Below are 21596 nucleotides of genomic sequence, written 5' to 3'. Positions count from 1 at the left end.
TTCGCCGGCCGAGCGCTCCTCGGATACGGCCGACTCTACGCCCGAGCCTCTGCCCCGCTGGACGCCCTGTTTCGAACCGCCCATCGGCCGGGCCACCTCGTCGGCGACGCCATAGATGCGGACATCAGCCTTTGTCCGCATTTCCGGTATCGACTTGGCCACCAATTCGAGCAACCATTCGGGACGAAAAGCCATTCACGGGCAGCCACAAATGGATGCTCCTGCCGCCGTAAACACGAGCCCATTGGAAGGTGCGATGCAATTACAAGAGGACTTGGCACGGTATGGCTACCGCCAAGAGCTGGCCCGACAGCTACGGTTCCGGGATCTGATCGCGTACGGCCTCGTCTATATGGTGCCGATTGCGCCGATGGCGATCTTCGGGAGTGTGTACGCCGGCTCCGGCGGGATGGTGGCCCTGGCCTACGCCATCGGCGTCGTGGCGTTGGTGTTCACGGCGTTCTCGTATGCGCAGATGGTGAAGGCGTTCCCGATGTCGGGCAGCGTCTACAACTATTCGGGGAGGGGCATCAGCCCGCCGGTGGGATTCCTGGCTGGTTGGGTGATCCTGCTCGACTACATCCTGGTGCCGGGCCTGTTGTATCTGGTGGCATCGGTGGCGATGCACGCGACCGTGCCGGCGGTTCCCGTCTGGTTGTGGCTGTTGGGCTTCGTCGCGGTCAACACGGTCGTGAACTCGGTCGGGATCCGTATGACCGCGGTGGTCACCCGAGTGATGCTGGTCGGCGAGTTGATCGTTCTGGCGGTCTTCATCGCTATCGCGGGCTGGGCGATTGCCTCGGGGAAGGGTCACTTCGGCTGGGCGGCGTTCTACAACTCCGACACCTTCACCTGGTCCCTGGCTGCGGGCGCAGTGTCGATCGCCGTGCTGTCGTTTCTCGGTTTCGACGGCATCAGCATGCTGGCCGAGGAGGCCAAGGGTGGTTCCCGGCAGATCGGCCGGGCGATGGCGGCGGTGCTGGTCCTTGCGGGGGTGTTGTTCATCGCGCAGACCTGGCTGGCCGCGATGCTCGTCCCCGACCCGTCCGGGCTGCTGGCCGACGGTGATCCGAACGGGACTGCGTTCTACGACGCCGCCCAGGTGGCCGGCGGGAGCTGGCTGGCCACGCTGTGTGCGGTGGCGACCGCGGTCGCGTGGGGGTTGCCGAACTCGATGGTCGCCCAGGTCGCCACCTCCCGCCTGCTCTATGCGATGGCCCGCGACCGGCAACTGCCCGCGTTCCTGGCGAAGGTGTCGATCCGCCGCAACGTGCCGATCAACGCCACCCTGCTCACCGGGACCGTTTCCCTCGCCCTCGGCCTCTACATGGCCACCCGCACCGACGGGATCACCCTGCTGTCGTCCCTGATCAACTTCGGGGCAATGGTCGCATTCCTCGTCCTACACGTCTCCGTGGTCGTGCACCACCTCATCCGCAGGCGGTCCGGGAACCTTTGGGCGCATCTGGTGATGCCCGGTATCGGGTTCGCGATCCTCGCTTACGTGGTGGTCAACGCCAACATCGCCGCCCAACGCCTCGGCCTGGCCTGGCTGGCCCTCGGCGTCATCGTCCTCGCCGGCCTGTACCTGACCGGCCGCCGCCCCACCCTCTCCGGCCTCGCCCCCGTCCAGCCGCAGCAGCGCGACGTGGAACGGGTGTGACCACCATGAACAAGATCACCTACCGTCCCGTGCGAGACGAGTTGGCGTACACGTTCGGCGGGCGACTGCCAGTCGCGCACCTACACTCCGGCGACGTCCTCGAAGTGGACACGGAGGACTGCTTCGGCGGCCTCGTGCGGGGGCCGGCGGATCTGCCGTCGCAGGTGTGCCGCATGCCCTACCTCAACCCGGTGTCGGGGCCGTTCTTCGTGCAGGACGCCGAACCCGGCGACACCCTCGCCATCCACCTCGCCACCATCGCCCCCACCCGGGACTGGGGCGTGTCGGCCACGTTCCCGCACTTCGGCGCCCTCACCTCGACCTCGCACACGGCGACGTTGCAGCCACCGTTGCAGGAGCGGGTATGGGTCTACGGCATCGACCGGCAAGCCGGCACAGTCCGGTTCCAGGCCACCGAAACTGGCCACGCCATCAACCTGCCGCTCGATCCGATGATCGGCACGATCGGCGTCGCCCCCGGCGGCTTCGAGACCCGCTCCACGATCGTCCCCGACATGCACGGCGGGAACCTCGACACCCCACGCCTACGCGCCGGCACCACCCTCTACCTCGGCGTCAACGTCCACGGAGCACTGTTCGCCCTCGGCGACGGCCACGCCTGCCAAGGCGAAGGCGAAGCCTGCGGCGTCGGCGTCGAGATCGCCACCACCACAACCCTCACCATCGACGTGATCAAAGGCGTGCCGACGGTATGGCCCCGGCTGGAAACCGACACGTCGATCATGTCGATCGGCTGCGCCCGACCCCTGGAAGACGCCTACCGCATCGCCCACCACGACATGGTCACCTGGACCAGCGAACTGACCGGCCTGGAAACGCTGGACGCCTACCAACTCGTGTCGCAGGTGGGACGGGCACCGATCGGCAACGTCTGCGACCCCAACTACACCATCCTCGCCGCCATCGACAAAGCGCTGCTTCCCGCACCGGACCCCGCCTACCAGGGTGTGCACGCACGGCTGCGACAACACACCGTCGGGCTGCGGTAGGGGGCGACGGCGATGAGTCTTCCTCTGCTGCCGCTGCGGGACGAGTTGTTCCTGCTCGGCCACAACGACGACACCGGCAACCCACACATCCACCGCCAAGCCCTCGCCCTCGGCCTGGCCGGCGCCGTCCTGATCGACCTGTACCTGGCCGGACGCATCGTCCTCGACCCCACCGACGACCGTCCGGCCGGCGAACGATGGCTGCGACTACACACCGACCACCCGGTCGGCGACCTGATCGCCGACACCGCCATCGCCGCAATTCGCCACGGCCACACCGCACCACCAGTACGAACGTTCCTGCGCGACTTCGCCACCGACCTGTACGAACGCACCCGCGCCGGCCTCGTCGCCGCCGGCATCCTCCGCCACCACACCCGCCGACGCCTCGCCGGCCTCGCCCGCACCGACACCTACCTCGCCACCGACAACAAATGGGCCGTCGTCGCCCGCGCCCGACTGCGATACCTCGCCCACGGCCGCGAACAACCCGACAACCACACCGCCGCCCTCGCCGGCCTCGTCGCCGCCCTCGGCCTCACCGAACACCTCTACCTCGACGACGACACCACCACCATCACCACACGGCTGACCACCATCGCCGCCCAACACCACCGATCGGTACGCGACATCACCACCACCGTCGACGCCACCGTCGGTGACCTCGCCACCGCCGCCTACCGCTAGCTCCACCTGACAGGGACACCGACCTTCATGGAACCGAACATTCGCATCAGGGCTGCCCGCTGGGCGGACAAGGACACGGTCGCCGGGCTGATCGCCGACGCCCTCCACCCCACCCCACTCGGCCAATGGCTCGTACCCGCCGCACGCCGGCAGCTCCTGGCCGACGTCCTGCTGATCTGGGTGGAACACGCCCTGTTCTTCGGCGACGTCCACCTCACCGACGACCTCACCGCCACCACCGTCGGCTTCCACCGCTACCGACCCATCCCACCACCAGCCAACCACCGCGCCCGCCTCGGCGACACCGCCGGAGCGCACGCCGACCGGTTCAACCTGCTGGACATGCTGGTGGCCGAGAAACAGCCCACCGAACCGCACTACCACCTGGCGTTTCTCGCCGTCCGCCCCGACGCCCAGCGCACGGGGCGGGCAACCGCGATGCTCAAACATCACCGCAGTCGCATCGACCGCGTCGACCTGCCGTGCTGGACCACCACCTTCGCGGACGGACAGCCGCTGCTCACCCGCTACGGCTACACACCCCGACCGTCGATCACCCTGCCCGACGGGCCGACCCTGCACCCGATGCGCCGCAACCCCATCGGTAGCAGCGGCGGCAGTCCGATCAACCCGACCCATCCGACATCTCCCACCGATACCGCGGATCATGGCCTTCCCCAGTAGATACCCATCGGACCTGATCGACGCCGTCGTCCAACGCGTCGCCGACGCCCGCGCCGTCAAGGCTTACGGTGCGGTCACCAGCGTCGCGCGTCAGCTGAACCTCGAACCACGCCTGGTCCAGAAATGGGTCAGCAAAGCCACCGCTCCAGCCGTACCCGGGCCGGACAGGTCGGCCGCCGACCCGCGCGAGGCGCACCTGCGGCCGGGGCTGTTGCGCTGCAGGTTCTGCCACCAGTCGATGCCCTACACCGACCCGCACGACTCCGCACCGGGCTACCAGTGCCAGCCAGGTTGCCGTCCGCGCCCCCTTGACGCCGCGGCCATCGCCGACGTCGTCGGTCGGGCGATCCTGCGGCAAGCGCCCCGAGTCCTTCCCGCTACTGGCGCACCGACGCCCCCACGGCTGGCCGCCGTCCACGCCGACCGCGTCCTCGCGCGCGTCACCGTCGGCGCCACGGCCGGCGACATCACCCTCACCTGGCACGCCACACCCACACCCATGGCCGGCGGGCTCGATGCCGAACGCGTTCGGCGGGTCAACACGGCCCGCGGCCTCGCCCTCACCGATCCCCTACGCGCCCGACAACTCCTGCACGCCAGCCTGGCCGGTGTCGACCCCGCCACCGCGCCCGCCGACCCCGTACACGCCGAAGCCGCCACCCTCCTGGCCGAACTGCAACTACGCCTCGGCCACCCCGCCGACGCCATCGGCTGGGCCAGCTACGCCCAGCAGAGCAGCACCCACCTGCACGGGCCCACCCACCCGCGCAGCCTGCACGCCCTGCACCTGCACGCGATCGCCCGCCGGCGTGCCGGGCACCACCAGGGTGCCTACCACCTCTACCGCCAACTCGGCGAACACCTCGCCACCACCATCGGCCGGCACGCCCAACCGACCCTCGCCGCCCACGCCACCACCGCACTCGTCCTGCACGCCCTCGGCCACTGCCAACCCGCCCGCACCCTCCTCGCCGACACCATCACCACCCACCACCGCGAACACCCCGGCCACCCCGCCACCGCCCACATGACCCAACACCTGACCCGCATCTGGCACGACTGCGCCACCAAGGGCCACCACCACCAGGACGGCTGACCACCGCCTCGCCCTCCACAGGAGAACGCGGTGAACGCCGCATCCCGCATCCGGGCCGCCCTGCACTGCCGGAGAGATCCGCCGGTAGCGCCACACGGAACACGGGGCGGGAACGCCGGAGGGGCGGTCCGTCGACGGGCCGCCCCTCCCAAGTGCCGGATCAGGACTCCGGTTCGTCGCGTCCGGTGTCGAACGCGACGAAGCGAAGCTCCGAGGTGTAGTGGTTGCCCCGGTCGTCGGTGAGCCAGGTCTGCTCCGGGGTGGGCAGCATCTCCGTGACGGTCAGCCGCGCGTCCGGGTCCTTGCGGATCAGCCGGCGGGCCGCCTTGGCCAGCAGGTTCACGTACACCGGGCTGTCGAAGTCGACGAACAGCGGCCGCGGCTCGGTCGGCGAGGTCACGAAGACGTACCTCGGCAGTTGGTGGTCCGTGGCCCACCGCCGGGCCTGGACGTACCTGCGGGCCTCGGTCTTCTCCTCGGCGAAGGCCAGCTTGTCGGCGGCGAAGCGCCAGGTCTCCCGGGCCAGGACCAGCTTGTCCACGGTCACCCGGGGGCTGTGGTCGCGCTCCGGCAGGATCCGCCAGCGATCCAGCACCAGCGAGGTCAGGACGTGCGAGAAGACGTCGACCACGTCGAACTCGGCCCCGTCGGGCAGCACGGCCACCAGCCGCTCCCCGTCCGCCTGAACGACGACGTCGGCGCTGTTGACGGTACGCGGCCGGTGCGGGTCCGCGGTGAAGTCCACCAGTGCGACGTAGTAGTCCTCCGGCCGGGCCAGGCTGTAGCGGATCCGGGTGGAGAGCCGGGACCTGTTCTCCTTCGAGATCAACGGCATGAGCCGAGGTTCCGGATAGTCCCGGTCGGTCAGTTCGACCAGCTCGGCCGGGTTCGGGTGCTGGTTGAGGTAGAGCGAGGCGCCCAGGGTGTTGATGGCGACGTGCAGCTCGCCGAGGACCAGTTCGAACTCGCCGCGCCCGACCGCCTCGGCGTCGGTCGCCGCGATCATGACGTCGGGGCTGAGATAGCGAGCCGTCGGCCAGCCGCCGCCGGGCGCGTCGAAGAGCTCGCGTACCCGGTCGGCCAGGTCGGCCAGGGAGAGGACGACCCGTCGGGCCCCGTCGTCGATCCGGAGCAGCCGGACCCAGCGCGCCCAGAACTCAGCCTGCAGCTCGGTGACGTCCGCGACGGCCTCGCCGTGCAGGATCGGCATGCAGGCGAACCAGAACGAGGCCAGGTCGACCGGGCCGTCCAGCCGGTCGAAGACCCGCCGGGCCCGGGCCATCACCCGCTCGGCCAGCGCGGAGGTGAGCCAGGTGGCGCTGGTCAGCAGCGGGTCGAGCGGGGCCAGCGCGGACATGACCTCCGGGCCGACCCGGACCGACGCGGCTCGCCGGCAGTCCGAGTAGACCAGGGCGCGGCCGGGTGCGGTCGTCGCGCCCTTCTCGCGGGTGGCGGCCGTCTCGGTCAGCGCCACGAAGTCGTCCTCCAGCGCGGCCATCGCCGCCGACAACTCGTCCGGTCCGGTTGCCTCGCGGACCCGCGTCCGGTGGTGTTCCAGCGCGGCCAGCTTGTCGAGCCCCCGCTGCCGGGCGGCCGGGTCCTCGACCCGCGCCAGCCAGGCCCGCAGGTGACGCTCCGGAAAGGCGTCGGCGGGGATGTCCAGCCGCCACACCACGAGGCGGCGACGCACCAGCTCGGTGAGCGGTTCGGTAACGTCGCGACCGAGCTCCTGGCCGATCCGCAGCGCCGGTCGGGTGCCGTCGCAGCGGTCGAGGACCTCGGACAGCTCCGGCGTCAGCTGCTGCGCCGGCCGGCCGGGCAGCGACACCGTCCGCCCGTCGACCCGGACGAACGGTACGCGCCGCGGCGCGACCCAACCGGCGAGCGCCGGATCGGCGCCGATGCTGCGGGCCAGGCCGTCAATCGCCCAGCTGGCGAAGTAGATGGTGGTCTCGGCGACGAGGCCCCGGCCGGGGTCGACCGCCAGGCCCGGCACCGTCGGGTCGTACCGGCCCCAGCCGACCGGGCCGAAGAACCCGATGGTGTCGTTCTTGACGCACAGCCGCTGCCAGTAGTGCGCGACGAGTTCCTCCCGCTGGCGCACCTGGCTGGTGCGGGCGACGGTGGGCCGCCACGACAGGTACGGCTGGACGGCCCGGCCGAGCACGACCCGGTTCTGCCACCCCACCGCCGTGAGGAACTCCGGCGCCGCGGCGGCCGACTGCAGGGTCAGGGCGGCCTTGACCGCGGACGCGGCGAACGACTCCTCGAACGTCTTCCACTCCGCCGCCGAGGCGGCCGGAGGAGCACCCGCCAACCTCCGGGAGCCGGGCGGTGGGCCGATCCGGTCGGCGGCCAGGGCCAGCTCGTCGTCCACCAGGCGGAGTACGCCGTCGGCGGGGAACCCCGCCCCGCGCAGGCTGAACTGGTCCCACAGCCGCCACCGTCCGCCCAGCCGCAGCGCGGGGTCCCCCGCGCGGTCGGTGCCGTTCGTGCCGGTCATCACGTCAGACCCCCGATACCGCGTCCGCGCTGACGACCTCGGCGAGTTCCGCCGGCGTCGGGTAGGAGAAGACCAGCGCCACCGGCACCTCCACCCCGACCGCCGTCTCGATGCCCTCGGTGATCTGGAACGCGGCCAGGGAGTCTCCGCCCGCCTCGAAGAAGTCGCTGTCCGCGTCGAGTTCGCCGTCGGCGAGCGTCTCCCGGTAGATCGAGGTGATCAGCTCCCGGAGGTCGGTACCGGCGATCGTCGTGCCGTCGATGATGGTCATCTCAGTCCTTAGGGTCGAAGGGGCTGGGGTTCGTGCCCTGATCGGGTGCCGCCGGGCTGGGCCGGCCGTCGGGTCAGCGGACGCCGCCGGCGGTGAGCGCGCGGCGGTCGATCTTGCCGGTACGGGTGGTCGGGAACCGGGTCAGTCGGGCGAACCGGCGGGGCATCAGGTGTGGCGGCAGCGTCCGCGCCAGGTACGCGCGCAGCACCGCGTCGCCGACCTCGGCCAGGTCGCCGGTGAGATGCGCGACGAGGTACGTCCGAGCCCGCTCGTCGGTCGCCGCGGTGACCGCCGCGCCGGTCACCGCGGGATGGGCCAGCAGTGCGCCCTCGACCTCGGCGGGGTCCACCCGGTAGCCCCTGATCTTGATCTGCCGGTCGGCCCGGCCCAGGTACTCCAGGTTGCCGTCGGGGTGCCGCCGGGCCAGGTCGCCGGTGCGGTAGAGGCGCGCCCCCGCGACGCCGAACGGATCCGGCACGAACCGCTCGGCGGTCAGCGCCGGCCGGCCCGCATAGCCACGCGCCACCCCCGGGCTGGCGACGCACACCTCGCCGCTGTGCCCGTCCGGGACCGGCCGCAGGTCGCCGTCGAGCAGCCGTACCGCCACGCCGTCGATCGTGGTGCCGATGAGGTCGGCGGTGTCCGGCTGCGCCGGCACCTCGAACCGGGTCGCGGTCATCGTGCACTCGGTCGGGCCGTACTGGTTCACCAGCCGGCCGGAGAACAGCTGCCGGCCGCCCGAGGCGAGGAACGGGCGCAGCGACTCGCCGGTGGTGCCGACCAGCCGCAGCCCGCGTAGCCGCCGCGCGGCCCCATCGTGGCGCGCCAGGAAGGTGAGGAACGACGGCGTGACGCTGAGCATCGTGTTGACCTCGAACCGCTCCAGGGCGGCGAAGAACTCGTCCGGCCGCAGCAGCGTCGCGCGGGGCAGCATCACCAGCCGGCCGCCGGCCACCAGCGGCGCGAAGATGTCCCTGATCGACGCGTCGAACCCGAGCGGCGCCAGCTGCACCGCCACCGTGTCCGGCCCGAGCCGGTGGTCGCGGGCGACGAACCGCAGGTACGCGTGCAGCCACCGGTGCTCGACCAGCACCGCGTTCGGCGTGCCGGTCGAGCCGGAGGTGTGGCCGACGTAGGCGAGCGACCGGGGCGCGACCCCCGGCGGCGGCGCGGCCGTGGGGCCGGGCTCGTCGAGCAGGACCGGCGGCCCCGGTACGCCGAGCGCGGCGAACCGGGGTGCCAGCGCCGCCGTGGTGAGCAGGACGTCGGCGCCGGTGACGAGCGAGGCGATCCGCTGGTCGGGCAGGTCGACGTCCACGGCCAGGAACGCGCCGCCGGCCCGCAGCACCGCGGCGATGGCGATGACCGCCTCGGGTCCGCGTTCCAGCGCCACCACGCAGACCCGCTCCGGCCCCACCCCGCCGGCGGTGAGCCGCCCGGCGAGCCGCTCGACGCGCGTGACCAGCTGGGTGTAGCTGAGCGTCCGGTCGTCGGTCACGATCGCGGGGGCGTCGTGCGGGCGCAGGTCGGCGACGAACGTGCTGATCATGCGGACTCCCCCGTGGTCTGGTCGACGGCGACGAGGCGCAGCTCGCAGCCGTATCCGGCCCCCCGGTGATCGGTCAGCCAGGTCTGCTCGGGGGTGGGCAGCATCTCGGTGACGGTCAGCCGGGCCGCCGGGTCGGCGCGGTGCAGCCGGCGGGCGGCCTTGGCGAGGATGTTCACGTAGACCGGGCTGTCGAAGTCCACGTAGAACGGTCGGGGCTCGGTCGGCGAGACCACGAAGACGAAGCGGGGCAGGTCGTGCGCGTCACGCCACCGGCGTGCCCGCACGTACCGCCGGGCCTCGACCTTCTCCGCCGCGAAGTCCAGCGACCCGGTGGCGAACCGCCACGACTCCCGGGCCACCACCATCCGGTCCACGGTCACCCGGGGCGAGTGGTCGGCGGCCGAACGCAGCGCGAAGCCGTTGATGACCTGGTTGGTCAGGGCGTAGCCGAACACGTCCAGCAGACCGAACACGGCCCCGTCCGGCAACACCAGCACCAGGCGGCCGTCCCGCTCCTCGACCAGCACGTCGGCGCCGAGCACCGTACGCGGGCGGCGCGGATCGGCGCTGTGCCCCACCACGGCGACCAGGTGGTCCCGCGGTCGGTCGAGGGCCGGCCGGTTGCGGGCCGACCAGCGCAGTTGCGGGGTCTCCTTCGGCAGCATCGGCAGCACCCGCGGGCCGGGAAAGTCCCGGTCCGTCTCGTCGAGCAACTCCCCGGCGGCGGGGTGCTGCGACACGAAGAGCGACTGGTCGAGGGTGTTCGTCGCCACGTGCAGCTCGCCGAGCACGAGCGTGCAGTCGCCGCGCCGGACCGCCTCGGGATCGTCGGCGACGACGAAGACGTCGGGGCTGACGTACCGGGCGAGGTTCCAGCCGCCCGCCGGCTCGTCGAACGCCTCGCGTACCGCGTCGGCGATCCCGGCGGCGCGGAGCTGCACCCGGCGGGCGCCCGGCGGCGCGTCGACGATCCGCTCCCACCGTTGTCGCAGCTCCGCCTGGATCCGCTCGGCGTCGGCGGCGGCGCCGGGATACGGGGTCGGCTGGCAGCGCATCCAGAGGCTCGCCAGGTCCACCGTCGAGCGTTGGTCGCGCAGCTCCCGGTACACGGCGCCGATCCGCGCCTCGGCGGCCTCGGCGACCCGGTTCGTCATCCAGCGCGCGGCGGTGAGGCAGAGTCCCAGCGGTGCCAGCGCGTCGAGCACGGCGGTGCCGACCCGCACGGTCGCGGCGCGGCGCGAGTCGGAGTAGGCCACCGCCCGGCACGGTGCGGTCCGGGCGCCCTTCTCGCGCTGGGCGGGGGTGCGGGTCAGCTCGACGAACGACGCCTCCAGCCCGGTCAGCGCGGCGATGAGCTCGTCGGGTTCGGTGACGGCCGACCGCAGGCGCTCACGTCCGTGTTCGAGGACGGCCAGCTTCGCCAGGGCAGGCTGGCGCACCGCCGGGTCCGGTATCCGCGCCAACAGGGCGCGCAGCTCACGGTCCGGATGGGTGGCGGAGGGCACGTCGAGCCGCCAGACGATCCAGCGCTGCTCCACCATGACCTGGAGGGCGTGCAGCACCTCCGGCAGGGACCGGCCGGTCGCGTCGGCGAGCTCCGCCGGTTGCCGCGTACCGTCGCACAGCTCGAGGATCCGGCGCAGCTGCGGTGCGACGGCCTGGGCCGGCCGGCCGGGCATCGACACCCGGCCGTCCTCGACCCGGGCGAACGGCACTCGCAGCGGTGGCAGCCACCGTCGCAGCCCCGGGTCGGCGCCGATCTGCCGGGCCAGCGCGTCCACCGCCCAGCTGGACAGGTACACCTCCGACTCGGCGACCAGCCGGTCCCCGGGATCGACCGCGACGCCACGCCGGGTCGGGTCGAAGCGCCCCCAACCGACCGGGCCGAAGAAGCCGATGGTGTCGTTCTTGACGCAGAACCGCTGCCAGTAGTGCGCCACGAGTTCCTCACGCTGCCGGGGCATGCTGGTCCGGCCGGCGGCAGTCGGCACCCAGGACAGGAAGGGCGCGATGCCGGTGCCGAGGACGGCCCGGTTCTGCCACCCCACCGCGGCCCGGAAGTCCGGCCGGCCCGCGATCTCCTGCAGCGTTCCGGCGGTACGCACCGCCGCCGCGTCGAAGCACCGCGCGAACTCGTCCCACTCCGGGCCGGAGAGCGCGTCCGGGACCTTGTCCGCGGCCAGGGCGAGCCCGTCCGGGGCCAACCGCAACACGCCGTCGGCCGGAAAGCCCGGCCCGCGCAGGGCGAACTGCGGCCACAACCGCCAACCACCGGTCAGGAGCACGTCGTCAGGCATTGCTCAGCACCTTCTGCGGGGCGGGCGGGACGCCGACCCGGTCCATCCGGGCCAGCGCGATCAGGAAGTTGAGCGTGGCGAGGGTGGCGCTGGCCGCGACGACGACCAGGCTCGCCCGGATCCCGACCCCCTCCATCAGGAGGCCGGCGCAGAGGAAGCCCAGCGGACCGGCAATGTTGCTGATCGTCAAGACCGCCTGGAGCACCTTGGGCAGCAGCTCGGCCGGGACCCGGGTGCCCAGGATCGTCATGTACGGGGCGTTGGAGACCGACACGGCCGCGGCCGAGACGGCCACCGCCGCCACCAGCACCGCGGGTGGGAAGGGCAGCGGCAACAGCCACAGCGGCAGCGCGACGACGATCATGGCGACGCCGGCCAGCCGAGGCGCCGGCACCCGGCCGGCCAGCACGAAGACCCCGAGCGAACCGAGCAGCGCGCCGGCCCCCTCGGCGGCGACCAGCAGGCCGCCCAGCCGGGCGTTCCCGCCGAAGCTGACGAAGGCGAGCAGCGGCAGGGCCACCGCCAGGACCCGGAGCAGGAACCCGTACATCAGCGTGGAGAGCACCGTCTGGGCCAGGAACCGGTCGGCGCGCAGGTGCCGCAGCCCGGCCAGGACTCCGGGCGGTCCGCCGCGGGCCGGCGCGGACCGGTCGACCTGCGGTACGAACGCCAGCAGCACCAGCGCGGACAGCGCGAACGAGAACGCGTCCAGCCAGAGCACCTGGGCCGGTCCGAAGAGCGCGATCAGCGCGCCCGCGATGGCGGGACCGCCGAACGCGGAGACGCCGTAAATTCCATCCAGGACGCTGTTGGCCCGGGTGAGCGCGTTCGGATCGTCGCCGGTCAGGGCGACCGCCAGCACCCGCTGCGACGCGGCGTACGGCACCCCGAACACCCCGATCACGGCGACCAGCGCCAGCAGGGTGCCCAGGCTGAGCGCGTCGGCGGCGTGCAGCACCGGAACGAGGGCCACGATCGGGGCCCGGGCGAGGTCGCCGACGAGCATCGTCCGGCGCGCGCCGAGCCGCTGGATGACGGTGCCGCCCAGGAACCCGAGCAGCGCGATCGGCAGGATCTGCACGGCGAAGACCAGACCCGTACGGGCCGCCGACCCGGTGCTCTCCAGCACCAGCCACGGCAACGCCAGCATCGTCATCTGGGTGCCGACGGAGGACACCCCGCCGGCGAAATACAGCGCGTTACGCCCGTGCCGCTGCGCCATCACGCGCCGCCGAACAGGGTCTGGCCGGCGCACCACTCCAGCACGGCGCGGGCGCTGTGGTACTTGTTCTCGGCCTGCTGGAAGGCGACGCTGGCCGGACCGTCCAGCACGTCCGCCGTGACCTCCTCGCCGCGGTGGGCCGGCAGGTCGTGCAGGAACACCGTCGCCCCGCAGCGGTCCAGCACGGCGCCGTCGACCCGGAACGGCGCGAACGCGGTACGCCAGTCGGCCGTCGGCTTCGTCGTGCCGGTGGTCTGCCACCGGGTCGTGTAGACCACGTCCACCTCGGGCAGCGCCGACATGTCGTGGCGCTGCTCGATCCTCGCCCCGGTACGCTTCGCGGCCACCTCGGCCCGGTCGAGGAAACGCGACTCGACGCCATAGCCCGGTGGCGTACGCAGGTGCAGTTCGGTGCCCGGGTACCGGGCCAGCGCGAGGGACAGCGCCGAGGCGGTGTTGTTGCCCTCCCCCACGTACAGCACCCGCAGGCCGTCGACAGTCGGGAAGTGCTGGGCCAGCGTGGTCAGGTCGGTCAGGGCCTGGGTGGGGTGCTCGGCCGCGCTCATCGCGTTGACCACCGCCATCCGGTGCTGGGCGGCGTACGCCCGCAGCTCCGACTCGGGGCCGGCGGTCCGGGCGACCAGGACGTCGAGCATCCGAGACAGCACCGCGCCGGTGTCCTCGACCGTCTCGCCGGTGTTCTCCTGCAGGTCGGCCGGACCGTACGTGATCAGGTGGGCGCCGAGGCGCAGCGCGCCCGCGGAGAAGGCCGTCCTGGTCCGGGTGGACGTCTTGCGGAACAGGACACCGACCACGGCCCCGTGCAGCGGCCGGGCGTCCTCGTGCTGGCCGGACGCGTACTCGACGCCGCGCCGCACGATCCAGTGCAGGTCGTCGTCCGTGAGATCGTCGATCGAGATCAGGTGTTGGCGCATGGGCATCGGAACCTCCCCGGTCTCCGGGCCGCGCTGCGGCCGGTGGCCCGCCGGTCTCACGTGGACGTCCGCGGTCGACGTCTCCCCGACCGACTCAGACTGGCTGGTCGCCACCCCGACCGGACAGGGAAGCGGTGGCACGGCTGGCTCGCGGCCACCGCTGCCGGTTCTTCCCGTCCGGCCGGCGGGCGAGGTCGTGGTGGCCTCGTCCCGCCGGCAGGCGGACGGCAGCGGCGCGCGAGGTCACAGCAGCCCGGCCCGCAACGCGTACGCCACGGCGTGGGCCCGGTTGCGCAACCGGTAACGGTGCGTGATGTCGTGCAGGACGCTCGTCACGGTGCGGGGGGAATAGCACAGCGCCCGGGCGATGTCGCCGGTCTCGTGGCCCTCGGCGACCATGCGCAGCACCGCGCGTTCCCGTTCGGTCAGGTTGGCCGCCAGCGCCGGGTCCCGGGCGACGGCACCGTGCTCCAGCAGGCCGTCGAGCATGTCGGGCGGCACCAGGCAGTCACCGCTCGCGGCAGCGAGCACCGCGTGGACCAGCCGGTCCGGGCTGGCGTCGCGGCGGCGGAGCAGTCCCCGCGCCCCGGCCGCGATGGCGTGCAGCGCCGCGGCCGCCGCCAACTCGGCGGCGACGAGGACCACCTCGGGCCGGTGGGGTTTGGCGCGGGTCGCCCGCACCAGGTCGAGGATCTCGTCGTTGACGTCGTCGACGATCACGACGGTGACCCAGGCCGGCTCGCCCGGCACCACCACACTGATGTCCGGGCAACTGAACAGGGCGCTGGTCGTACCCGCCTCCAGTACGGGATCCAGCGCGACAACGTTGACGCTTACAGGCTCGCCCATCTCGGACCTCCTCGTCGGACTGTCGACATCGAAATACGGCGGCCGGGGTGCGCGCATGGGTAGGACGCACGCCAATTCCGGGCCGGGGTAACCGACCGGCCGGCACGGAAGGGCCGCCTGAGGCCGGGTGGCCGCCCTCGACAGCGGCCGGCGACCCGGCGTACGCCGGACCCGCGCGGCACCCGCCCGGTCGCGGATCCCGCTCCGGGTACCGGCCCAGAGAATGTGGGTGTCCTCTACCCATGACCCGGCCCCGGCCGTATGGCAACTTACGGAGCGTGAGTCTTCTATCGACAGCCACGGGTGAGGGATCCGCCACCGACGTACTCGGTCCGCAGTGGTGGGCGAGGGCGCTGGCACCGGCGGACGGCCCGCTCGTGGACGGGGCGGACTCGTCGCGACCGGGCTGGGTCGATGTCGTCGAGCAGGCCGTCGCCGTCGCGGCGGCACACCCGGCCGGCCAGCCGCCGGCCGCCGACGAATGGCCGGACGCGTTCGCCGTGCCGCTGCGACCGTTCCTGGCCGGTGCCGAGGAGTCGCTGGCCGCGTCGGCCCGCCGCCACCTGGCGCCGGAGCAGGTCGAGCTGCGCGCCCTGACGGAGAGTTTCACCGCCGTGCTGGCCCGGCGGCTGGCCCGGATCGCGGCGCGCACCATCGTGCGCGAACTGGAGGTCGCCCGGGCCGCCGGTGACCTGGTCGGCGCCGACGGCCGGCAGCGCTTCACCGACTTCATCGCCCGGCTGTCGACCCGGCGCGGGCTGGTCGCGCTGGTCTCGAGATACCCCGTGCTCGCCCGACTGCTCGGCACGGCCAGTCAGCACGCCACCGAGGCCGCCGTGGAGCTGCTGGCCCGGTTCGGGGCCGACCGCGCGGCGATCGTCGGCGCCCTGCTCGACGGGATGGATCCGGGACCGGTCGTCGCCGTCCGGCCCGGTCTGGGCGACCCGCACCGGCGGGGCCGCTCGGTGTCGGTCGTCGAGTTCGCCGACGGTCGCCAGGTGATCTACCGGCCGCGCAGCCCGCAGGCGCTGGCCCGGTTCGGCGCGGTGGTCGGCTGGTTCAACGAGCGGGTGCCCGACGTGCAGCTCCGTACCCCGGCCGTGCTGGCCCGGCCCGGGTACGGCTGGATCGAGTTCGTGGCGCACCAGCCGCTGGACCAGCCCGGGCAGGCGGCGGACTTCTACCGCCGCGAGGGGATGCTGCTCGCCGCGCTGTACGCGACCCGCGCGATCGACATCCACTGCGAGAACCTCATCGCCAGCGCCGACCAGCCGGTCCTGATCGACGTCGAGACGCTGTTCCATCCGCTGCTGCCGGCGGGGCACACCGTCACCGCCGACCCGGCCGCCGCGGCGCTGGCCGCCTCGGTACGGCGTACCGGCCTGCTGCCGTACCTGACCGTGGGCGAGTACGGCACCCTCGACTTCTCCGGAATGGGCGGCGACCCCGGCGAGACCCGCCCCGACGGGGTGCTGGACTGGGATCCCCCGGCGACCGACACGACCCGACTGGTACGGCAGCCGGCGGCGTTCCCGGGCGCCCAGAACCGCCCGTACCTGGGCGCGGAGCCGCTGGACTCGGCCGACCACGAGGCAGCCGTGCTGGCCGGCTTCCGGCTCGGGTACGACGCGATCGTCCGGGACCGGGCCGGGTTCACCCGGTTGCTGGAGGAGTGCCGCGACGTCGAGATCCGGGTGGTGGCCCGGCGCAGCGGCGGGTACGCCCGGCTGCTCGACGACTCCACCGGGCCGGATCTGCTGGGCGACGTCGACGACTGGGACAAGGCCCTGAACACGCTCCGGGAGGCGTCCGCCCACCATCCCCTCTGGCGCGCGCTGGCCCCGTACGAGATCGCCGACCTGCGTTCCGGTGACATCCCGCTGCTGACCAGCTACCCGGGGACCCGGGACGTCTGGGCCGCCACCGACGAGCGGGTGCCGGATCTGCTCGACCGCAGCGGCCTAGCCGGCGCGGTCTCGACCGTCGAGGCGATGGACGAGGTCGACCGGGGTGACCAGGAGTGGATCATCTCCGCCAGCCTGGCCGCCCGACGCCCGGTCGGCGGGCACCGGGGCGGGCCCGCGCTGCCGGGCCCGTCGACCGTGGTGGACGCCGACCCCGGCCGGCTCCTCGCCGCTGCCTGCGGGCTGGCCGACCAGATCGTCGCCCGGGGCATGACCCAGCGGGAGGCGGACGGGCCCGCCGGCCGGGTGAACTGGATCGGCCTGCAGGCGGTGGAGGACACCCGGTGGATGGTGCTGCCGATGGGCGCCAGCCTGGGCGACGGCTACCTCGGCGTCGCGCTGTTCCTGGCCCAGCTCGCCGAGCTGACCGGCATCGCCCGGTACGCCGAGGTGGCCCGGCGCGCGGTCGGGCCGGTGCCAGCGCTGTGGACCGTGCTCGGCGGTCGCCCGGACCTGCTCTCCGCCATCGGCTGCGGCGGGACCACCGGGCTGGGTGGAATCGCCTACGGCCTGGCCCGGATGTCCACTCTGCTCGGCGACGCGACGCTGCGCGAGTGGGCCGAGACGGCCGTCGAACTGTCCGCCACCGCGGCCCCTGCCCCGGCCCCGCCGGGCTGGACGACGGGTAGCGCCGGCTGCCTCGCCGCGATGGCCGCGGTCCGCGACGAACTCGGCTCGACCGCGGCGGCGCGGCTGGCCGAGGCGTGCGCGGACCGCCTGGTCGAGCTGGTCGAGCGGACCGACGGCCGGTGCGCGGAGGACGGCGAGCCGGTGCTGCCGGGCTTCGCCACCGGACCGGCCGGCATCGGGTGGGCGTTGGCCCGGTTCGCCGAGTCCGGGGCCGACCCGCGGTACGCGCGGGCCGCGTGGCGCGCGGTCGCCCGGGCCGGCGCCCCGGCCGGCGCGATCGCCGACGAGTCGTACGGCTGGTGTTCGGGGGCCGCCGGCCTGCTGATCGCCCGCACCAGCCTGATCGGCGACCCCGCGGCCCGGTCGGTCCTGCCGCGGCTCGCCGACCGTCCGGTGCTGCGCGACCTCAGTCTCTGCCACGGTGAACTCGGCGTCGCCGAGGCGCTGATCGTGGCGGAGGCGGCCGCCCGGGGCCGCGCCGCGCGGCAGGCGCGGCGGCGCCGGGCCGGGCAGATCCTGGCCGCCATCAACCAACACGCCGCCTACTGCGGGACGCCCGGTGGCATCGCGACCCCCGGGCTGCTCAACGGACTCGCGGGCATCGGATACGGGCTGCTCCGGCTCGGCTTCGCCGAACGGGTGCCCTCGGTCCTGCTACTGCAACCCACGCCACGAAAGCCCGCCGAGGCGTTGGCTCAGTTCACTCGATGAGCCACAGCCGACAGACCCACCCACACCATCAGGGAAGCTTCGAAAGAGGAGGAACAATGTCCGAGGTAGCCAACACCACCGTCACGACCGGCGACGACACCGCGACCACCCGCACCCGTGGCACCAACCGGCTGGCGCCGGCCGCGGCCTCCTTCGCGCTGGGTGCGGCCCTGCTGGCCGGGGTGGTTGTCGCGCCGGAAGCGCCGGCGACCGGCCTGGGCAACGCGGCACAGGAGCTGATCGGTATCACCGACACCGGATGCTGCGGGACGCACTGATTGCGCTCAGGAGTCCTTCGGCGCTCCAGGTGATCGCGCCGATCGCTCGGGGAGACCATGCGGGCATGGTCTCCCCGAGCGCGTGACCGGGCCCGGCACCGTCACCGTTTACGCCGATGGACCCGCGTGGTCACGCCCGGTATCGTCTGCGGGCATGCGGACCCGCGCATCGCTCCTGGTGGGCAGAGATGACGAGCTCCGTACGGTCGAGCAGGCACTCCGCGCGGCGAGATCCGGCACGGCCGGGGCCGTGTTCCTGGTCGGTGAGGGCGGCATCGGGAAGTCCCGGCTGGCCGCCGCCGCGGCCGACCTCGGATTCGCCGACGACATGAGCATTCTGCGGGGCCGGGGCAGCTCGGTCGGCCCGATGGTGCCGTTCCGGTCGCTGGCCGAGGCGCTGATGTCACTGCTGCGTGCCGGCGAAACGATCGACATCGAGGCCCTGGGTCCGTACCGGCCGGTCCTCGCGCGGTTGATCCCGGACTGGGGCCCGCCGCCGCCGGGTGAGGCCAGCGCCTCCCTGGTGGTCCTCGCCGAGGCGGTACTGCGGCTGGCCGCCCTGGTCGGCCGTGGACGCGGCTGCCTGATGATCTTCGACGACCTGCAGGACGCCGACGCGGAGACGCTGGCCGTGATCGAGTACCTCGTCGACAACCTCGACCGGCAACCCACGATGCTCCTCGGCACGGTCCGCACCGAGCCCTGCCCCGCCCTCGACCTGGTCCGCTCGGCGGCCCAGCGGCGCTCCGCCGTCCTGATCGAGCTGAATCGGCTCGCCGACGACGAGGTACGCCGGCTGGCCGGCGCGTGCCTCGGCGGCGACGCCGCGGACGTGCCGGAACAGGTCGCCGAACACCTCCGCGCCCACACCGGGGGCATCCCGCTGCTGGTCGAGGAGCTGTTGAGCGGCATGCTCAGCAGCGGCCTGCTGGTCGCCGAGGCGGACGGCTGGCGGGTCACCGGCAAAGTGCAGACGACCGTGTCGACCACGCTGGCGCGCAGCGTGGCGGGGCGGCTGGCCAAGCTCGGCGCGCCAGGACGGGAGCTGCTGTCGGTCGCCGCCGTGCTGGGCCGCCGCTTCCCGCTCGCCGTGGTCCAGACCGCCACCGGGCTGGGCGACCGCGAGCTGCTGAGCTACCTGCACGCCGAACTGACCACCCAGCTCGTCGCGCCGGACGAGGAGATCTCCGGCTGGTACGCCTTCCAGCACCCGCTCATCGCGGAGGCGTTGCAGACGCTGCTCCACCCCGGGGAGCGCAGCCGGCTGACCCGGCAGGTGGCGGACGCGGTCGAGCAGTGTTATCCCGGCCTGCCCGGCGAGTGGTGCCAGATCGCGGCCAGCCTGCGCCTGACCTCCGGCGACCGGTCCAGCGCCGGCCGGCTCTTCGCCGAGGCCGGCCGGCGGGCCCTCGCCCAGGGCGCGGCGAAGTCCGCGGTGACCCTGCTGGACAAGGCGACCGGCCTGCTCACCCAGGACGACGACGCGCAGGACTGCGCCGACGCCTTCGCCACGCTGCTCTACGCGCTGGCCGAGGCGGGCCAGGTCGAGCGGGCGGTCGCGGCGGCCGGCGAACTGGACCGGATCAGCGGCGTGCTGGACCGCCGCGCCCGAGCCCAGCTACACACCCGCCTCGCCTGGGCCGCCGCCGTCGCCGGCCGCTCCGCCGACGGACTGGCCCAGGTGGAGACCGCCCGCCGGCTGCTCGGGCCGGACGCCGCCGACAGGGACGTGGCGCCCGTTGACGCCGTCGCCGCCCACCTGATGCTGGACGTGGCCGGTCCGGGCCAGGTCCGCACCGCGGAGTCGTTGGCCCGGCGCGCGGCGGCGGTCGCCGAGGCGGTCCCGCTGCCGGTGGTCGCCTGCCAGGCATGGCAACTGCTCGGCGCGCTGAGCCGGGGCCGGGACCCGGACGAGGCCACCGCCTGCCTGGAGCGGGCCCGGGAACTGGCGGTACGGCACGGCCTGCGGCTGGAGGAGATCCACGCCCTGATCCGGCTCGGCAACGACGACGCGCTCCGGGACGGCAACGTCGACCGGCTGGAGCAGGTGCGCCTGGAGGCGTCCCAGGTCGGCGCGGTGACCACGCGCTACCAGGCCGAGGCGAGCCTGGCCCTCTACGCCACCCTGCGCGGCGACTTCGCCGACGCCGAGGCGCTGCTCGACCAGGTGCTCGCCGTCACCACCCGGTTGAAGCTGCTGGAGACCACCCGGTACGCGCTCCTGCTGCGCGCCATCGTCGCCGCCCACCGTGGCCGGCGCCGGGAGATGGACGCGGCCCTGGCCGAGCTGCGCCGCTGGGCCGGCGACCTCGCGCAGCTCACCCCCAGGGTGCATGGCCTGGCCCGGGCGTGGTGTGCCCTGCTGGAGGAGAACCGGCCCCGGGCGATCGAGGAGCTGTCGCTGGCGCTCGCGGCGGAGGAGCGCAGCCCGAGCATCTATCAGCTCACCGGCCGGTACGGACTGCACCTGCTGCTGCGGGTGTTGAACGGGGAGGCCGACCACGCGGAGTACACCGCGGTCACCTCGGCGCCGGTCAGTCGGCTGCGCTGGGACCGGCAGTTCGCGCTCTTCGCCAAGGCCGTGTTGGAGGGCCGGGCCGGACGGGCGGCGCAGGCGGCGGAGGCCGTTGCCGAGGCCGAGCGGGTGGGCGCACCCTACGCCACCGGCCGGCACATGGGGCTCCGCCTGGTCAGCGAGGCGGCCGTCGCCGAGAACTGGGGCACGCCGGTCGAGTGGCTGCGCACCGCCGAGGAACACTTCCACACCGTGGAGGTGACGGCGGTGGCGAGCGCCTGCCGGGCGCTGATGCGCCGCGCCGGGGCGCCCGTCGCCCAGCGGCGGCGCGGTGTCCAGGAGATTCCGTCGGCGCTGCGCACGATCGGCGTCACGGTCCGCGAGTTCGAGATCCTCCGGCTGCTGATCGAACGCCTGGGCAACCGCGAGATCGCCGAACGGCTGCACCTGTCGCCGCGCACCGTGGAGAAACACGTGGCCAGCCTCATCGCCAAGACCGGCCAGCGGGACCGGATCGCGTTGAGCGAGTTCGGGTCGATGGCGCTGTCGGCCTGACGGCGACCGGCGGGATTCCCGGAGAGACCGCGCCGGAGCGGGAGACATCGGTAGGGCTCCCCCGGATTTGCACCCGCCCGCCGGTACGCGTACCCGTCGGCGGGGGTCGACCACGCTGTTGTGCCTGCTCGGCGCGGCGGCCACCACGTACGGGGCGGCCGCGAATGTGGGGAGCCG

At 73.2% G+C, this 21596-nt stretch carries 15 protein-coding genes; 8 read left to right on the top strand and 7 right to left on the bottom strand.

What is annotated here, in order from left to right; translation table 11 throughout:
* The first annotated feature begins 256 nt into the window (after window positions 1-256).
* Genes ACIRG9_RS28160 through ACIRG9_RS28140 form a run of 5 tightly spaced genes read left to right on the top strand, consistent with a single transcriptional unit; the run spans window position 257 to window position 5140 of the window.
* Complete coding sequence (locus ACIRG9_RS28160) at window positions 257-1663, top strand: APC family permease (protein WP_402862328.1); 1407 nt, start codon at window positions 257-259, stop codon at window positions 1661-1663.
* A complete protein-coding gene (locus ACIRG9_RS28155; protein WP_402862287.1) occupies window positions 1660-2673 on the top strand; it encodes an acetamidase/formamidase family protein in 1014 nt (337 codons plus the stop codon). The genes ACIRG9_RS28160 and ACIRG9_RS28155 overlap by 4 nt, the downstream gene beginning before the upstream one ends.
* Window positions 2674-2685: 12 nt before the next feature.
* Window positions 2686-3360 carry a GPP34 family phosphoprotein gene (locus ACIRG9_RS28150; RefSeq protein ID WP_402862284.1) on the top strand — a complete coding sequence of 225 codons (675 nt, stop codon included), beginning with the start codon at window positions 2686-2688 and terminating at the stop codon, window positions 3358-3360.
* Between the two features lie 27 nt (window positions 3361-3387).
* Entirely contained in the window at window positions 3388-4044 is a 657-nt protein-coding gene (locus ACIRG9_RS28145) for an N-acetyltransferase (protein ID WP_402862281.1), read from the top strand.
* A complete protein-coding gene (locus ACIRG9_RS28140) occupies window positions 4028-5140 on the top strand; it encodes a hypothetical protein (RefSeq protein ID WP_402862279.1) in 1113 nt (370 codons plus the stop codon). The genes ACIRG9_RS28145 and ACIRG9_RS28140 overlap by 17 nt, the downstream gene beginning before the upstream one ends.
* A 160-nt stretch (window positions 5141-5300) precedes the next feature.
* Here ACIRG9_RS28140 and ACIRG9_RS28135 read toward each other — a convergent pair whose 3' ends face one another.
* The 7 genes from ACIRG9_RS28135 to ACIRG9_RS28105 form a co-directional block, all read right to left on the bottom strand.
* Window positions 5301-7643 (bottom strand): lantibiotic dehydratase, encoded by a 2343-nt coding sequence (locus tag ACIRG9_RS28135; RefSeq protein ID WP_402862276.1) that lies wholly within the window; start codon window positions 7641-7643, stop codon window positions 5301-5303.
* A gap of 4 nt (window positions 7644-7647) precedes the next feature.
* A complete protein-coding gene (locus ACIRG9_RS28130; protein ID WP_402862273.1) occupies window positions 7648-7914 on the bottom strand; it encodes an acyl carrier protein in 267 nt (88 codons plus the stop codon).
* A gap of 73 nt (window positions 7915-7987) precedes the next feature.
* Window positions 7988-9460 carry an amino acid adenylation domain-containing protein gene (locus tag ACIRG9_RS28125; protein WP_402862325.1) on the bottom strand — a complete coding sequence of 491 codons (1473 nt, stop codon included), beginning with the start codon at window positions 9458-9460 and terminating at the stop codon, window positions 7988-7990.
* Window positions 9460-11760, bottom strand: a complete 2301-nt coding sequence (locus ACIRG9_RS28120) for a lantibiotic dehydratase (protein ID WP_402862271.1) — start codon at window positions 11758-11760, stop codon at window positions 9460-9462. Before ACIRG9_RS28120 ends, ACIRG9_RS28125 begins: the two co-directional genes overlap by 1 nt.
* On the bottom strand, window positions 11753-12982 hold the full coding sequence (locus tag ACIRG9_RS28115; protein ID WP_402862268.1) for an MFS transporter: 1230 nt from the start codon (window positions 12980-12982) through the stop codon (window positions 11753-11755). Before ACIRG9_RS28115 ends, ACIRG9_RS28120 begins: the two co-directional genes overlap by 8 nt.
* Complete coding sequence (locus ACIRG9_RS28110) at window positions 12982-13923, bottom strand: ornithine carbamoyltransferase (protein ID WP_402862265.1); 942 nt, start codon at window positions 13921-13923, stop codon at window positions 12982-12984. Before ACIRG9_RS28110 ends, ACIRG9_RS28115 begins: the two co-directional genes overlap by 1 nt.
* A 237-nt stretch (window positions 13924-14160) precedes the next feature.
* Window positions 14161-14766 (bottom strand): response regulator transcription factor, encoded by a 606-nt coding sequence (locus ACIRG9_RS28105; RefSeq protein ID WP_402862262.1) that lies wholly within the window; start codon window positions 14764-14766, stop codon window positions 14161-14163.
* Between the two features lie 278 nt (window positions 14767-15044).
* Between ACIRG9_RS28105 and ACIRG9_RS28100 the strand changes: the two genes are divergently transcribed.
* The 3 genes from ACIRG9_RS28100 (at window position 15045) to ACIRG9_RS28090 (ending at window position 21419) form a co-directional block, all read left to right on the top strand.
* Complete coding sequence (locus tag ACIRG9_RS28100; protein ID WP_402862259.1) at window positions 15045-18071, top strand: type 2 lanthipeptide synthetase LanM family protein; 3027 nt, start codon at window positions 15045-15047, stop codon at window positions 18069-18071.
* Between the two features lie 56 nt (window positions 18072-18127).
* Window positions 18128-18349, top strand: a complete 222-nt coding sequence (locus ACIRG9_RS28095; RefSeq protein WP_402862256.1) for a hypothetical protein — start codon at window positions 18128-18130, stop codon at window positions 18347-18349.
* Window positions 18350-18503: 154 nt separating this feature from the next.
* Window positions 18504-21419, top strand: a complete 2916-nt coding sequence (locus tag ACIRG9_RS28090; RefSeq protein ID WP_402862253.1) for an AAA family ATPase — start codon at window positions 18504-18506, stop codon at window positions 21417-21419.
* Window positions 21420-21596 lie beyond the last annotated feature (177 nt).

It is taken from the genome of Micromonospora sp. NPDC093277 (genome assembly GCF_044765245.1).
Classification (GTDB): domain Bacteria; phylum Actinomycetota; class Actinomycetes; order Mycobacteriales; family Micromonosporaceae; genus Micromonospora.
Note: the sequence above shows the minus strand (reverse complement) of the source record. Positions and strands in the feature narration are given on the sequence as shown.